Origin of the sequence: Algoriphagus sp. AK58 (assembly GCF_014324365.1) — a bacterium.
Lineage (GTDB): Bacteria > Bacteroidota > Bacteroidia > Cytophagales > Cyclobacteriaceae > Algoriphagus.
In genome coordinates, this window is sequence record NZ_QEIG01000013.1 from 93649 (window position 1) to 107878 (window position 14230).

Here is a 14230-nt window from a genome sequence, read left to right on the forward strand (position 1 = left end):
CCAAAAATAGGAGAATTAGTTTCCTTTCTTGTTATTTCTTGTTTAGTACGAATGTTCCTGAAATGATTTCCCCATCCACGGTCAACCCTCTGATCTCAACAACTACCGGACCTGTCGAATCATTGGAATAAAAGGTCAAGGTTAATTCCCCTTTCTCATCTGTCACTAAGTAAGGATTCCAAAATAAAGTCTGACGGTCGTCTTTCTCTATGGAAATTGTACTATTGGAATAATCCAAAGGAAAAAAATTCCCGGGAGGCTGGTATCCCTCGATGACGTACTCAGCCATACCCTTTCCCGAAAGGTTATCTGTAGCATTGAGCTGATCTTTCAGATAGATGGCAATTACTCCATTTCTACCCTGGTCGCCCAACATGGATACCATACGAGTGACTACCTCTATCCGTTCAATGTCAAAAGGATTGATCGTACGAATATTATCGGCAGCAGTCGTTGCGCCTCCAGAAACCAACACCACTCCATCAAGCATCACAACCGGTTCCATAGACATACTCCCGGATATGGCACCTCCTCGAAGACGGATGGTTTGTTGTCCTGTGCCCCCTACCAGATTGACTTGCGCTCCTGGGATATTCCCCACAAGGCTGTTGACCAAGTCAGTAGTATTACCCGTTTTCATCAATTTTTCTCCCTCAATGACAAAATCCGGATTGCCATAAATTGCCTTTCTAACACTACTGCCCGAGGTTTGGGTACTTTCAGACAGAATCTCTTCCTGCTTTTCGATGATTTTGATGGGTTTGGCCAAGGTGGTTACTTTCGGAAAATAAGCCTCCGAAGGGAGCGAAACCGGTGCCTTAAGCTGCTCATCCAACTGGATAGAAAATGGTCTGCCCTTTTTATCGGCAGCCAAAAATCCCAATCGCATGGGACCATAGAACTCCATTTCATCCAAAATGAAATTCCCATCGGTATTGGATTGGAGTTCGATCATACCTTGGAAGTCATTGACAAAGGCAGTAATGTCGGAAGCTACTCCTTTGCCTTTTTCATCCGTAACCTTTCCTGAGAATTTCAATTGCTTTTCTACAGGATAAGAAAAACGATCCAAACCTAAGGACTCAGGAACACCTGAAAGATTTATGCTTTCCTTCATGTTGGGATAGCGCTGAATTGGCACCAATTGCTCGGCATCCCAGACACCTACGGAGAGTGTCGAGGCAGCTGGCCTACCCTTTGAATCAGTCAGATTGAGGGTAATCGTAACCTTTTCCCGCGTTCCAAAAATCGGCTTATCTGATCTCAAGCTCACCCCTTGGTTGGTCCAAGCAGAAATTGCCTCCTCATTGATAATCCGCTTGTAAGGATTCAGGACGGAAAGTGGTTGTAAAAAGTAGTGATTAGGTCCATAGTTTCGCATCCAGTTGGTATAGGCTCTCAAGAAATACTTTTCCCCATTGAGCGTATCTGGCAAATAAAAATCCCCAACCACCAACCCGTCACGGATCGGGAATTTCTTTTCAATCAACAAGTCCCTTTCACTACTGATTACTTCTACATGGAGCACTTTGCTCAATTCATCCCGAAGATACGGATTGCCATAGGCAAAGTAGCCTTTGAAAAATAGCTGATCACCTGCGTAATAATAGGGCTTGTCAGTATGGAGGTAGACTCTTTCCTGGTAGTTTTTAGCTGTTTTGGCTAAATCTTGGAGAAGAATCGCTTTTTCCGCATTGTAATCCAAAGGAAGCAGATTGGAAATCCGCTTCCGGTCCATATCTCCGGAGAAAACCACATCCTCGGGATTGAGTACCATCCCGTTTTCTTTCACTTTGACTTGTCCCTTGTTCACTTCCACCCAAGAAATGGGGTAAGGAGCATCCTTGTAGGTATTGGCCTGAGCAAAGCCTTTTTGATAGTGAATTTCAATTCTCCCTTTCAGATTGAGAAGGTAGGTGCCCGGCGGGCTGATGGGTGTGACTAAAGGATCGGCCTTGTAGGGAACTACGGATTTTCCAAGCTCATTAGCAAAAATATCCGAACGCATATTCATACTTGCCGAACCGCCCGCCTTGTCTCCATAGAGGTAGAAGCCCTCCCGCTCGTGAGCACCTTTGAGCATGGCCCTGAACATATTCATCGGTGACTTGCGGTATACTTCGGCCCTGTTTTTTTCCCAAATGGATTTCTGGGCATCTGATTCAGGCTTCATTTCTTCAAATCTTGCCGCACCCACGATTCGATAATTGGTCGGGGAATCGAAAAAATCCTTAAGATTGAAAGTGATTTTATAGCCTAAAAAGGCATTTTCGATCTCGATAGGCTGATCCGCTTTGGCGACAAAAGCGCCTTTCTCCGAAGCTACCGGAAAGTCAATCACCCAAGGATTGAGGATGGTAGTTTGGGTTGCGGCTTCATCGATACCTATGAACAGGTTTTGGAATTTGCGAAGATCTCGCTCCCAGTTTTTGTCTCTAGAAGCCTTGATTTCCACATCAGAAAGCTCTTGGGCAAAGGGCTTCATGCTCAAATTGATGGTCAGAGTTCCTCCGGGATTAAGGGTTACTTTTCGGGTTTCTGCCACATAGCCCATAAAAGAAAATCCCAACTCCAAAGGACCCGACTCCAAGCCGGAAAGCATGTATTTACCATCCATATCCGTGACTGTGGCAATGGTTGTGTTATTGACAAAAACGCTGCAAAAGGGTAAGGCCTCGCCTGTTTCAGCATCTTTGATCTGCCCAGTAATAGTGCCGGTCTGAGCAAAGCCAACAGCCAGGCTAGAAAAAAAGACCAAAAAAGACAAAAGAAACTGCTTCATGTCAGCGAGTTGGTTTAGTAGGTAATTGACGGAGCAAAGTAAAAAAAAAGCCCCAAAAGGGGCTGATAAGATTAGTTAATTATTCTGATTTAGAATCGTCCCGATCCTTGAGCTTTTTGTCCTCTACATTTTTGTTGAGAAACTCATTGATCTTGTCGATGGAAAAGGAGGATGAAATCTCTCCGAAAGAATTGATTTCCATTTTGAAGCCTTTGAGTTCTTCATGAACCTTGGGCTCCTCTTCTTTTTTCTTCTTCTTGGTCATCTTAGCTTACGACTGTTAGGGTGGTTAGTGCATATCGAATTCTTTTCGCCACTTCAGCAGGTCCTAAAATAGCAAAAACCTGCATCAAATCGGGGCCTGCCCCCATCCCGGTCACTGCCAATCGGACGGCCTGCATCACTTTTCCAAGTTTGATTCCCTCCACTTCAGCAGTTTTCTCGAGAAGCAACTTGGGGTTATCACCTGCAAATACCCCTTCGAAATTATCCAAAGCTGCGGCATAAGCACTCAACAATTTTACCGAATCGGCATTCCATTTTTTGGAAGCTACCTCTTGGTCGAAGTCCTTGGGTGCCGTCATGATGAATTGACTGTCTCTCCAGAATTCGGATGGGAATGTGACCCGGTCTTTGAGCAAGCTGATGATGGCTAGGGCTTTTTCCTCAGGAATCGTGATGCCATCGGATTTTGCGTCAGCAATCAGAAATTTGGCCAACTCCTCGTTGGGTTTTGTACGAATGTATTGTTCATTGTACCACTTGGCTTTGGCGATGTCAAACTTGGTACCCGCCTTGCCAATCCGATCAATACTGAAAGCCTCTACCAACTCTTCCAGGGAGAAAATCTCCCGCTCATCGCCTGGATTCCAACCCAAAAAGGCCAAGAAATTCAAAAAGGCATCCGGCAAATATCCTTGTTCGCGGAAGCCGGAGGCTTTCTCCTGAGTAAATGGATCAGTCCAATTCAAGGGGAATACCGGAAAACCGAGCTTATCTCCATCACGCTTGGAAAGCTTGCCATTGCCATCAGGCTTGAGCAAGAGCGGTAAGTGTGCAAACTGCGGCATGGTATCTTCCCAGCCGAAAAACTTATACAGCAGCACGTGGAGTGGAGCGGAGGGCAGCCATTCTTCTCCACGGATGACATGAGTGATGCCCATCAGGTGATCGTCCACAATATTGGCCAGGTGATAGGTAGGCATGCCGTCCGACTTCATCAGCACTTTGTCGTCCAAGGTGCTCGAGTGCACCAATACCCAACCACGGATCATGTCATTCAAACGCACATCTTCCTTCAGGGGGATTTTGATGCGGATCACGTAAGGATCACCCGAAGCGAGTCGGGTAGCTACCTCATCCTTGGAGAGGGTGAGGGAGTTTTTCATTTGGGTGCGTGTGATGCTGTTGTACTGTGGCTGCACCACACGGGCAGCGGTGAGTCGCTCACGCATAGCCTCCAGTTCCTCTGCGGTGTCAAAGGCATAGTAGGCATGACCTTTATTCACCAAATCCAAGGCATACTGCATGTACATTTCCTTGCGCTCCGATTGACGGTAAGGAGCTACACTACCGGGCTTCCATGGACTTTCATCTGGAGTAATTCCCAACCAATCGAGTGACTCGCGGATGTAGTCTTCCGCACCGGGTACAAAGCGGGTTTGGTCGGTGTCCTCGATGCGAAGGAGAAATTTACCGCCCATTTTTCGGGCAAAGAGGTAATTATATAAGGCAGTACGGACACCGCCGATATGCAGGGCGCCTGTAGGTGAAGGAGCAAATCGTACGCGAACTTCTCTATTCATGGGAGGTCAGTAACTGAGCTTGATACCCCAAAAAGCGGGGCTAGGTTTAGTCCAAATCAGGGCACAAAGATAGGGAATAGTTGGGGAAAGGGGATTAATCCTACAAAAAGTAAGGGGATCGAATGCTAGCGAAATTGAGCTACAAGTTTGGGAAATCCTTGAAGGCAAGCTTGACTTTTAAATAAATAGGATTGATCTTTTTTGGATTGATTGATGTAGCAATTTTCCTTTAGTAGTAGTAACATTAATCGTGTGAATTTCCCCTTAGTTTCAACTTATACATGGCTCTTTACCAAGAAATTAATGCTGTATTAATGCATTGGAACCCAATCGGAGTTTCTGGATCGGATTTGGAAACCGAATACGTAAGGTATATCGAAGAGCTAATCTTATGTGTTCAAAACAAGGGTGATTTGTTGGGTTTAATCCATGAAATAGAGGGAAATCGAATCGGTTTTTTTTATACCCGTGAAGAGGATAGAGAATGGGTAGCCAAGCAGATATTGGAGCTTTTCAAAGAAGCTGACTAAAAGTTCATCCTGTATGTAATCAGATCATTGCCCAATCGGTTTTCTATTGGACAATAGTGCTTTCCTTGGAATGAAGTGATCCAAAACTCAAATCTTCCTCTCCAGCCAAGCCAATATCCCAAACCAAAACAGACACTTCAACCCAAGTCCTACAAAAAAATAGCTGATCCAATCCTCAGGACTTAGAGAAGGAAACAACCAGAGTAAATCCTCTTCTATTTCGATCTCCCAGTCTGAAAACAATCCCTCAGACCCCAAGTAAACCATATAGCCGCTGACCAGGGCAAAGAGCACCAAAACCACCTGCCCGATGCGGAGAAAAGTCCGTCCCAAGATCGCCCCGGGATCCGTGTAAGACATGGAAGAATTCATAGTCATAAAATTTTCTTCAAGTTAGCAGAAATGAAAAAAGGAACCCCTTTCGAAGTTCCTTTCTTTATCAGACAGGCAAATCTTAGTGCTTTGCTCTGATATTTTCCTTGATACGTGCAGCTTTACCCTGACGTCCTCTGAGGTAAAACAGACGAGCTCTTCTTACTTTACCTTCTCTTACTAATTCGATTTGCTCGATAGCTGGAGAAATGATAGGGAAGATACGCTCTACACCCACACCGTTGGACACTTTACGTACGGTAAAGGTCTCACCGTTGGTGTTAGGGTTTTTGCGCTGGATCACAGTTCCCTGAAACTGCTGGATACGCTCCTTGTTACCTTCTTTGATACGTACGTGTACGTTGATGGTATCACCGGCTTTGAAAGAAGGGAATTTGGCTCTCGCCTCGCTGTATTCCGCTTCTACAATTTTCATTAGATCGCTCATAGCTTTATGTTTTTATGCTTTCGCAGTGCACCGCCGCAGCGGTATAAATGAATTACTTCTGTTAAAATCTTGTCTCGCCTATTCCCAGCCTGTGCCCTTGAGCAAATCAGGCCGTTTTTCTTTGGTTCGGCGAACCGACGCTTCAAATCTCCACTCGCTTATCTTGGCTTCGTGCCCTGAGAGTAATACTTCAGGAACGGTCATTCCCTCATACTCTGCCGGCCGGGTATAGACCGGCGGGGCAAGCAGGTTATCTTGGAAGGAGTCTGTCAATGCCGAAGTCTCGTCATTGAGCACACCCGGAATCAGCCGAATGATCGCGTCAGCCACTACGGCAGCTGCCAATTCTCCACCGGAGAGCACAAAGTCTCCGATGCTGATTTCCTTGGTAATAAACTTGTCTCTGACCCGTTGATCCACCCCTTTGTAATGACCGCAAAGGATCAGGAGGTTTTGTTTCAGAGAAAGCGTATTGGCCATAGGTTGATCAAAGGTCTCTCCATCGGGCGTCATGTAGATGATTTCATCGTACGTTCGCTCCTTTTGAAGGGCCTCGATGCATCGGGCGATTGGCTCGATCATCATGACCATCCCGGCACCACCACCAAATGCATAATCGTCCACCTGCTTTTGCTTGCCGGTAGCATAATCCCTCAAGTTGTGCACCCGGACTGTGGCGAGGCCTTTTTCTTCGGCTCTTTTGAGAATCGAATGGGAAAAGGGTCCTTCCAGCAATCCCGGCACCACCGTGATGATATCGATATGCATGGGTTAGTCTTCCAGATAAATGTCAAGTAAGCCTTCGGGTAATTGGCAGTAAACTTTTTTAGCTGCCTTATCCACCTTGGTAATAATGCCATCCTGAATCGGAATCAGCACCTCTTTACCTTGATGGGTCACTCCGAGGAGATCCTGTGTTTCCAGATCGTAGATGATCTGCACAGGGCCGATCAGACCTTTCACCTCATCGATGACCTCAAATCCGATCAGCTCGTGGTAGTAATATTGATCCTCGTCCAGTTCGGGGAGCTCGCTGAGAGGAAGATACACTTCCGCGCCTACCAAGGCTTCCACTTGCTCGATACTGTTGAGGTCCTCAAACTTGGCCAGTGCCTTTCCTCCAGGCTGGATCACAAAGTGCTCCAAAAAGAAGGGGATCAGTCGGCCTTTTTGCTCGAGGAAGAGGTGCTCCAATCCGTCGTAATCCTCCGGATAGTCTACATCCAGCACCACATTTACTTCACCACGAAGTCCATGAACTTTGGCTATACGGCCTATTTGAAAGCACTGATCCTTGTTCATGGATAATGTTGATATTAAGCTTCAGCTTCCCCGCCTTCAGCAGGAGCTTCGGTAGCAGCTTCTTCAGCAGCAGGAGCCTCAGCAGCGGCTGCAGCAGCCTTAGCTTCTTCTTCTCTTGCTTTGATTGCATCCAGACGAGCTTGGTTTTTAGCCGCTTCAGCAGCAAGAGCTGCCTTACGAGCTTCTGCCTTAGCAGCAGCCAATTTGTCTTTCTTGCCTTCGATTTTGGAATCTTTTTCAGACAACCACGCATTGAACTTTGCGTCAGCTTGTTCTTGAGTGATTGCACCTTTCAACACACCGATTTGAAGGTGTTTTTTCAGCAGGATACCTCTGTAAGAAAGCATCGCTTTCACCGTGTCGGTAGGCTGAGCTCCATTCAACAACCAAGTAAGAGCGCGCTCATTGTTGATGTTGATAGAAGCAGGGTTTGTGTTCGGATTGTAAGTTCCGAGTTTCTCGATGAAGCGTCCATCACGTGGAGCTCTTGCATCAGCTACAACGACGTCATAGATGGCTTGTTTTTTACGGCCACGACGTGCTAATCTGATTTTTACGGACATAATTGTTTAGATTAAGTGAGTGGATGGAACCCGTCCATCCTAAATTTGGAGTGCAAAGATAGGGTAAATGATTGGAAAGCCACAAGTTATGTTCAGAATATTTGCCAGAAAGTTAGGTTTTGCTTTATCTTGCGGACTTTCTTTGGTCCCGTAGTTCAATGGATAGAATAGAAGTTTCCTAAACTTTAGATATGGGTTCGATTCCCGTCGGGACTACTTTATTGATTTTCAATGATTTAAGGGATGAAATTCATCCCTTTTTTTGATTTGAGTTCAAATTCGGAACTAATTGAAAATCAAGTAGTATTTTTCTTCAGACTAAATTTGATGGCGAATCGGACTTCTTACTAGGTCTTCAATATCTACAGGAATATCCTTCTGAAGTTTCCTGACGAATAATTCCCACGCATGGAGGTGAAAGGCTAGTTACTTGAGGCTATTTTTTTACTCATTGAGCTCCTATGGTGTAAGAATTTACCATCCTTCAGCCAGCATCATTTACCCAAAATGGATCCTAGCAAAAAAAGAGAGCTTTTCCACTCTCTTTCCTTTTGCCCCCTTACAGATTATTCAATTAATCGGCCGTGAATACTACTGGATTCAATTCCGTGTCGATGATTTCACCAACTTTTGCCCCAGGGCACCACGTTTCCCAATCTTTTTTCTGATTTTCATTTTCAGGCTCCTTCAAAACCATGTCTTTATCCATGTAGATTACTGTCATGACCTTTCTGACTTGATCCGTGTGATTTGCTCCTGCTCGATGAAAGACCCAACCCGAATGAAAACTGACTTCTCCCAGGTCGAATGGCTCGATGACATGCTTAAAGTCAGTAACCCTTAATTTTTGTTGAATTTTCACTTCACTTTCATCGCTGATGGATAATTCTCTTCCTTCGATGATTTGATGACTTTCGGCACTGAATTCCAAAGGCCCCATTTCCAAATCAACCTGTTGCAGGGGAATCCATGCGGTGATGGTCTTGTCTGAACTCAATGGCCAATAATACTGGTCGGCATGCCAAGGAGTAATTCCACCTCCTGCTTCCTTAAACAAGGCCTGATCATGGTAAATCCTCACCCCTTCTGTTTGCATGAGTGCTGAGGCAATTCCTGCAAGTCGCTTACTAAAAACAAAGTCTCTAATTTCTTCACTTTCCCTCCATAAATTGAAAATCTGCAAAAAAGCCTTCCCATAGGTGTCTCTATTTTCCAAGGGCTCGGCCATTTGATTGAATTCATCGACTTTTTGCGAAATCAACTTGCCATAGTAGGCCAAGGTGGGAGCATCGAATACATTTTTAAGTTTGATAAACCTGTTTTTCTGGTAAAATGCGATGGCTTCATCACTAAGTGGGTAGGGTTGATTCAATAGGTGTTTCATATCATTTTTGGAATAAAGCTGTGGTCAATCAGTAAGGCAAAGAACAGCCTAATATCAATGTTCATTTTGGATTTGATTTTCAATAAATTGTCTTATTTTGACATAATTTGGAATTCCAAATCCTTTGAAAGCAAAATCAATACATGAAGGCGGTTTTTGAGTACATCCATAGCAAGCCTAATACTTCCTTTATTTACAAGTATCTGAAATTGCCTTCCTTTGATGCGCCTTATCATTTTCACCCCGAGTTTGAATTGACCTGGATTGAAAAAGGCGAAGGGATGAGGTATGTCGGGAGAAATGCGCAGCCATTTTTAGCAGGAGATTTGGTGTTTTTAGGATCTAATCTCCCTCATTGCTGGATCAATCGACCACATGAAGAGCTTGTTGCAGCTCACGTGATCCAGTTTCATGGAGACTTTCTGGGAAAAGACTTTTTCAACCTCCCCGAAATGGAATCGGTAAGAAAGCTGTTTACCAAGTCACATTCAGGATTGATGGTGACTAACACCACCAAACACCTGGTCGGAGAGAGAATTTTGAGACTTCCGAATCAAACCCCTCTTCAACAGATTACAGGAATCGTGGAAATCTTGGGCATTCTCAGTCAATCTCAAGATTTGGTGCCTTTGGATCACAGCTTTGAAAAAATAATAGTCGATTTACCTCATACAGAAAGGTTCAATAGGATCATTTCGTTTTTGATTCAAAATTTCAAAAAGGAAATCCGCCTCAACCAAATGGCAGAAATCGCTCACTTGTCTCCAGCTGCATTTTGCAGATATTTTAAAGGAGTCATGCAAAAAACTTTGATGGAAGTTGTTTTGGAATTCAGAATTCAACATGCCTGCCAACTTTTAGCTTCTTCTGATTACCCGATTTCACAAGTGGCTCTGGAAAGTGGTTTTGAAGACTTACCCTATTTCAATAGAAAATTCAAAAAAATGGTAGGAGTCAACCCGATGGCCTATCGAAGAAAAAGCAAATTGGAAAAATATCCTCCCAACCCTTCAAGTTCACATATTTAAAGTCAGGCAGTGAAGTTTAAAGATTAGAAAAACCTTTTTCTTGATCGGCTAAAACAATTGGAGGGTATGATCAGGCAACAACAAACGCTGATTCACGGTGTGTTAAAAGTTGACTGATAATCCCATGATTATAGACTGGAAGGCAGAAGATGGATACTTCGGACTCAGTCAGTAATGGCAACCAAAAAACCGAAGATTTGGCATGTTTTAACAACTTGCCCCCTGGATCTAGCCACTGGCAAATTGCCTTACATTCATTCTCTTAAAATCAGTAGCTATTGAATTCAATTGCACACTTTCGATTTTCTACGGTTTGTAAGTCCCTGAAGGCTGATTCCTGTCAGGGCAACAAGCTGATTAGGCTGCCATCGGAATGAAGCCATTGACTAATTTCATTTTACCACTTTTTTAAAAAAAGGAAGCAATTCCTCAGCGATCATCCTATATCCCTTATCCGAAGGATGAAGCCCATCATAGGTTACATCAATGGACGTTTCCGGGTAGGGGTATTCGTCTTTTTCCGGATCAAAAGGCTGATCAATAAATTCAGGATAGCTGAAGTTTTCATATTCTCCAGTGGCTGGATTTCTGAGTCTTTTGAATTTTACCAAATCCTCATATCCCATCCCCTTTTTGTGAAATAAATCCACAACGGGGTAATTTTCTTCCCTTCCAATTGTTGCTATTGCTTCCGCAAATTGTTCGAGATCTTGATCGTTTTTCTTTCGGTAAGATCCATATGCATTGTTTTTGTAATTGTTGATATAGACAAAATCCGCCCGTTTCATAGGGGTGATCAGGATGATATTAGCATCAGGATTTAGCTTTCGAAGATGATCAATGATGACTCGGAATGCTCCAAAGACGGTCTCTTGACCTGTGTTTTTTTGATAGTCCTCAAAAGCCCCAAGTGGTTTTCCACCCCACCAATCGTTTGTCCCCAAAAACACGGTGTAGATATCCGCCTTCGGGATTTGAAGTTTTTCAAATTCAGTGGCTATACGCATTGCAGTCCAACCATTGTAGCCTTTATTCACCACCTCCAGATTTGGAAATTTCTCCTTCACCAAGCTCAAATACCCTTTGGAGATCCGATTGCCCGTCTCCTCAGGATGGTCGTTGAGGTAAGTGATGGAGTCCCCAATGGCAACCCAAGTCATAGGTTTGGGCGAAAAGCCCATTGAAAAAAGAACAAATGCCAAAAGCAAGAATAACTTCTTCATAAGTAAGGAATATTTCGAGTGGTGGCAGACTACAAGACTTTCCTAAACTACCTGTTTTCCATGGCTTGACAAGTGAGAAAAGGGAGAAATTCCTAACTTCAGGGAAACCCAAAAACCATGAAGAAACCGCTTTTACTTTTGGCTTTTGTTTTCCCGCTCTTTTGCACAATCGCTCAGGAAAAGCAAACTGCCCTGGAAGCTCATTCCTTTTCCCAAATCAAAATCACCGATTCCTTTTGGAAGCCTAAGTTGGAAAAGGTAGCCAAATCGGCATTGCCTGCTTCCATTTACCAGACCGAAATAAAAACCGGACGTATCCGGAATTTTGAAAAAGCTGCCAGGAAGCAAGGGGAAGCTCATGAGGGTATCTATTACGACGATAGCGATGTGTACAAGGCATTGGAGGCTATTGCCTATTCCCTCCAAAATATCCCAGACCCTCAATTGGAGCAAAAAGCAGACGAATGGATTGCCAAAATCGCAGCTGCCCAAGAACCTGACGGATACATCAATACCTTTTACTCCCTCACTGGCCTGGATAAACGCTGGCAAGACATGGAAAAGCATGAAGACTACTGTGCGGGACATTTAATGGAAGCAGGAGTGGCTTACTTTCAGGCCACCGGAAAAAGACAATTACTAGATGTCGCCATCCGAATGGCCGACCATATCGACACACAGTTTCGACAAGCCAACAAACCTTGGGTAAGCGGACACGAGGAAATCGAACTTGCTTTGGTGAAACTTTACAAAGTCACAGGTGAAGAAAAGTACCTTCTGCTGGCAGATTGGTTTCTCGATCAGCGAGGGCGGGGATATGGAAAAGGTGCCATTTGGGATAAACCTGAGTGGGGACCTAAATACGCTCAGGATGATGTCCCTGTCAAAAACCAAAAAGAAATCACCGGACATGCGGTGCGTGCCATGTACCTCTACACCGGAGCAGCGGATGTGGCTGCCACCAAAAATGACCCTGGCTATATGAATGCCATGAAAACGGTCTGGGAAGATGTGGTCTATCGAAATATGTATGTGACCGGGGGAATAGGATCTTCGGGAAGCAATGAGGGTTTTTCGGTAGACTACGATCTGCCCAATGAAAATGCCTACAGCGAAACCTGTGCTTCGGTAGGCATGGTCTTTTGGAATCAGCGGATGAATCTCCTCGAAGGTCATTCGCAATACATCGATGTGCTCGAGCGGAGTCTTTACAATGCGGCGTTGGATGGACTGAGCTTGACAGGTGACCGATTCTTTTATGGAAATCCTTTGGCCTCAAGTGGGCAGCATTTCAGAAAGGAATGGTTTGGCACAGCCTGTTGCCCTTCTAACATTTCCAGACTAGTGGCATCAGTAGGCGATTACATCTACGCCAAAAACGAGACTGGCATTTGGGTCAATCTCTTCATTGCCAATCAGACCGAATTTGATCTTTCCGGTGAGAAAATCGCAGTGGAAATGACCACGAACTTCCCATGGGATGGAAAAGTGGAATTAGGGGTCAATCCAAAAACTGCCAAGCGTTTTACAGTAAGTCTTAGAATCCCGGGTTGGATTCAGGAAAATCCGGTGCCCGGAAAACTCTACCGCTTTCTCGAGAAAGAAAAGTCCCATTTTACCCTTTTAGTCAATGGAGAAAAGGTCAGCTATCGAGAAGAAAATGGGTATGCCGTAATAGACAGGGAATGGAAAAAAGGAGATCGAATCTTCTACGAATTGCCTATGGAAATCCGCCAACTTCAGTCCCGTCCCGAGGTACTTGCCAATACAGGTAGAATTGCGATCCAAAGAGGGCCTTTGGTGTACTGCATAGAAGGGACTGACAATCAGGGCAAGGTGTTACAACTTACCTTGACTCCAAATCCAAACTTCACTCTAAAAGAACATCAAATCCTGGATGAAAAAGTCCAAGCCATCCAATTCCAGGCTTTTGATGGGGACATGACCAAAAACGTTATCGCCATTCCCTATTACACTTGGGCTAATCGGGGCCAAAATGAAATGGTCGTTTGGATTCCGGGGCACAACCAGAAAGATTAAGCGACTTTCGGGGATTTTTTAAAGAATTTATAAAATAGATCCTAAAAACGTACATTCGATAAATTTTTAAACCACAGCAAAATGAAAAAAACATTACTCTCAATCTTTCTTTTAGGATGGGGACTAAGTCTCTATGCACAAGAAAAAACCTCCTTGAATTGGTATTCAGTTTCCTCCTCAGAAACAATTTTATCTTGGGGCAGTGTAAAAGCAACAGGTCTTGAAACATCCGATATTGTTCGCTTTTCTCCGGTATTCAACTATGCCGTCACCTTTCACAAAGATTTCAATGATAAAATGGGATTCTATTTTGGTTTGGATCTAAGAAACGTGGGATTGATCACCGAACTAAACGACTCTGTCAGAGTAAAACAAAGAACCTACAACGTCGGAATCCCTATTGCTTTGAAATTTGGGGATATGAAAGGCAACCTTGTCGGCTTGGGGATCAACAATGAATTTGCTGTTAATTACAAGCAGAAAACTTTTGTGAATGAGGAAAAAGCAAAAACCAACATTTGGTTTAGTGACCGGACAAATATCTATTTACCTGCTGCCTATTTTGAATTCAAATCCAAAACTGGTACATATTTCCGCTTTAAATACTATTTGACTGATTACCTTATTGGAGAAAATCAAGCCGTGAATGTAGCAGGGGTCAATTATAGACCCACACAAAGCACACTAATGTATCTTTCAGTTGGATTTATGCTTGACAACAGAAAAATCCTGGAATAAAAAAAGTCATTCTGA

General features: G+C 44.1%; 14 protein-coding genes and 1 tRNA gene. 5 read left to right on the top strand and 10 right to left on the bottom strand.

Annotated features, from left to right (window positions below):
* Positions 1-31: 31 nt before the first annotated feature.
* From DDT91_RS12480 to gltX, 3 genes are all read right to left on the bottom strand, one after another.
* Complete coding sequence (locus DDT91_RS12480) at positions 32-2782, bottom strand: TonB-dependent receptor (protein ID WP_187176517.1); 2751 nt, start codon at positions 2780-2782, stop codon at positions 32-34.
* 79 nt (positions 2783-2861) lie between these two features.
* A complete protein-coding gene (locus tag DDT91_RS12485; protein WP_187176518.1) occupies positions 2862-3047 on the bottom strand; it encodes a hypothetical protein in 186 nt (61 codons plus the stop codon).
* 1 nt (position 3048) lies between these two features.
* Positions 3049-4587, bottom strand: coding sequence for a glutamate--tRNA ligase (gltX, locus tag DDT91_RS12490; RefSeq protein WP_187176519.1), 1539 nt, complete (start codon positions 4585-4587; stop codon positions 3049-3051).
* Positions 4588-4868: 281 nt separating this feature from the next.
* Here gltX and DDT91_RS12495 point away from each other — a divergent pair, with 281 nt between their 5' ends.
* Positions 4869-5117 carry a hypothetical protein gene (locus DDT91_RS12495; protein WP_187176520.1) on the top strand — a complete coding sequence of 83 codons (249 nt, stop codon included), beginning with the start codon at positions 4869-4871 and terminating at the stop codon, positions 5115-5117.
* A gap of 87 nt (positions 5118-5204) precedes the next feature.
* Here DDT91_RS12495 and DDT91_RS12500 read toward each other — a convergent pair whose 3' ends face one another.
* The 5 genes from DDT91_RS12500 to DDT91_RS12520 form a co-directional block, all read right to left on the bottom strand.
* Positions 5205-5489 (bottom strand): hypothetical protein, encoded by a 285-nt coding sequence (locus DDT91_RS12500; protein WP_187176521.1) that lies wholly within the window; start codon positions 5487-5489, stop codon positions 5205-5207.
* An 82-nt stretch (positions 5490-5571) separates the two neighbouring features.
* Complete coding sequence (gene rplS, locus DDT91_RS12505) at positions 5572-5937, bottom strand: 50S ribosomal protein L19 (protein WP_187176522.1); 366 nt, start codon at positions 5935-5937, stop codon at positions 5572-5574.
* Positions 5938-6015: 78 nt separating this feature from the next.
* Complete coding sequence (gene trmD / locus DDT91_RS12510) at positions 6016-6705, bottom strand: tRNA (guanosine(37)-N1)-methyltransferase TrmD (RefSeq protein ID WP_187176523.1); 690 nt, start codon at positions 6703-6705, stop codon at positions 6016-6018.
* Positions 6706-6708: 3 nt separating this feature from the next.
* The gene (rimM, locus tag DDT91_RS12515; protein WP_187176524.1) at positions 6709-7239 is read right to left on the bottom strand and encodes a ribosome maturation factor RimM; all 531 of its coding nucleotides are present in this window, start codon (positions 7237-7239) and stop codon (positions 6709-6711) included.
* 14 nt (positions 7240-7253) lie between these two features.
* Positions 7254-7802, bottom strand: a complete 549-nt coding sequence (locus DDT91_RS12520; RefSeq protein WP_187176525.1) for a 30S ribosomal protein S16 — start codon at positions 7800-7802, stop codon at positions 7254-7256.
* Between the two features lie 144 nt (positions 7803-7946).
* Here DDT91_RS12520 and DDT91_RS12525 point away from each other — a divergent pair.
* Positions 7947-8018 (top strand) — tRNA-Arg (locus DDT91_RS12525).
* Between the two features lie 358 nt (positions 8019-8376).
* Here DDT91_RS12525 and DDT91_RS12530 read toward each other — a convergent pair.
* Positions 8377-9186 carry a phytanoyl-CoA dioxygenase family protein gene (locus DDT91_RS12530; protein ID WP_187176526.1) on the bottom strand — a complete coding sequence of 270 codons (810 nt, stop codon included), beginning with the start codon at positions 9184-9186 and terminating at the stop codon, positions 8377-8379.
* A 143-nt stretch (positions 9187-9329) separates the two neighbouring features.
* Here DDT91_RS12530 and DDT91_RS12535 point away from each other — a divergent pair, with 143 nt between their 5' ends.
* A complete protein-coding gene (locus tag DDT91_RS12535; RefSeq protein ID WP_187176527.1) occupies positions 9330-10214 on the top strand; it encodes an AraC family transcriptional regulator in 885 nt (294 codons plus the stop codon).
* A 392-nt stretch (positions 10215-10606) separates the two neighbouring features.
* Here DDT91_RS12535 and DDT91_RS12540 read toward each other — a convergent pair whose 3' ends face one another.
* A complete protein-coding gene (locus tag DDT91_RS12540) occupies positions 10607-11437 on the bottom strand; it encodes an SGNH/GDSL hydrolase family protein (protein ID WP_187176528.1) in 831 nt (276 codons plus the stop codon).
* Positions 11438-11554: 117 nt separating this feature from the next.
* Between DDT91_RS12540 and DDT91_RS12545 the strand changes: the two genes are divergently transcribed.
* Entirely contained in the window at positions 11555-13477 is a 1923-nt protein-coding gene (locus DDT91_RS12545; protein ID WP_187176529.1) for a glycoside hydrolase family 127 protein, read from the top strand.
* An 81-nt stretch (positions 13478-13558) separates the two neighbouring features.
* The gene (locus tag DDT91_RS12550; protein ID WP_187176530.1) at positions 13559-14215 is read left to right on the top strand and encodes a hypothetical protein; all 657 of its coding nucleotides are present in this window, start codon (positions 13559-13561) and stop codon (positions 14213-14215) included.
* The last annotated feature ends 15 nt before the right edge of the window (positions 14216-14230 follow it).

Coding starts and splice junctions, on each gene's coding strand:
- DDT91_RS12480 (WP_187176517.1), bottom strand. CDS start 2,782: ATGAAGCAGTTTCTTTTGTCTTTTTTGGTCTTTTTTTCTAGCCTGGCT.
- DDT91_RS12485 (WP_187176518.1), bottom strand. CDS start 3,047: ATGACCAAGAAGAAGAAAAAAGAAGAGGAGCCCAAGGTTCATGAAGAA.
- gltX (WP_187176519.1), bottom strand. CDS start 4,587: ATGAATAGAGAAGTTCGCGTACGATTTGCTCCTTCACCTACAGGCGCC.
- DDT91_RS12495 (WP_187176520.1), top strand. CDS start 4,869: ATGGCTCTTTACCAAGAAATTAATGCTGTATTAATGCATTGGAACCCA.
- DDT91_RS12500 (WP_187176521.1), bottom strand. CDS start 5,489: ATGAATTCTTCCATGTCTTACACGGATCCCGGGGCGATCTTGGGACGG.
- rplS (WP_187176522.1), bottom strand. CDS start 5,937: ATGAGCGATCTAATGAAAATTGTAGAAGCGGAATACAGCGAGGCGAGA.
- trmD (WP_187176523.1), bottom strand. CDS start 6,705: ATGCATATCGATATCATCACGGTGGTGCCGGGATTGCTGGAAGGACCC.
- rimM (WP_187176524.1), bottom strand. CDS start 7,239: ATGAACAAGGATCAGTGCTTTCAAATAGGCCGTATAGCCAAAGTTCAT.
- DDT91_RS12520 (WP_187176525.1), bottom strand. CDS start 7,802: ATGTCCGTAAAAATCAGATTAGCACGTCGTGGCCGTAAAAAACAAGCC.
- DDT91_RS12530 (WP_187176526.1), bottom strand. CDS start 9,186: ATGAAACACCTATTGAATCAACCCTACCCACTTAGTGATGAAGCCATC.
- DDT91_RS12535 (WP_187176527.1), top strand. CDS start 9,330: ATGAAGGCGGTTTTTGAGTACATCCATAGCAAGCCTAATACTTCCTTT.
- DDT91_RS12540 (WP_187176528.1), bottom strand. CDS start 11,437: ATGAAGAAGTTATTCTTGCTTTTGGCATTTGTTCTTTTTTCAATGGGC.
- DDT91_RS12545 (WP_187176529.1), top strand. CDS start 11,555: ATGAAGAAACCGCTTTTACTTTTGGCTTTTGTTTTCCCGCTCTTTTGC.
- DDT91_RS12550 (WP_187176530.1), top strand. CDS start 13,559: ATGAAAAAAACATTACTCTCAATCTTTCTTTTAGGATGGGGACTAAGT.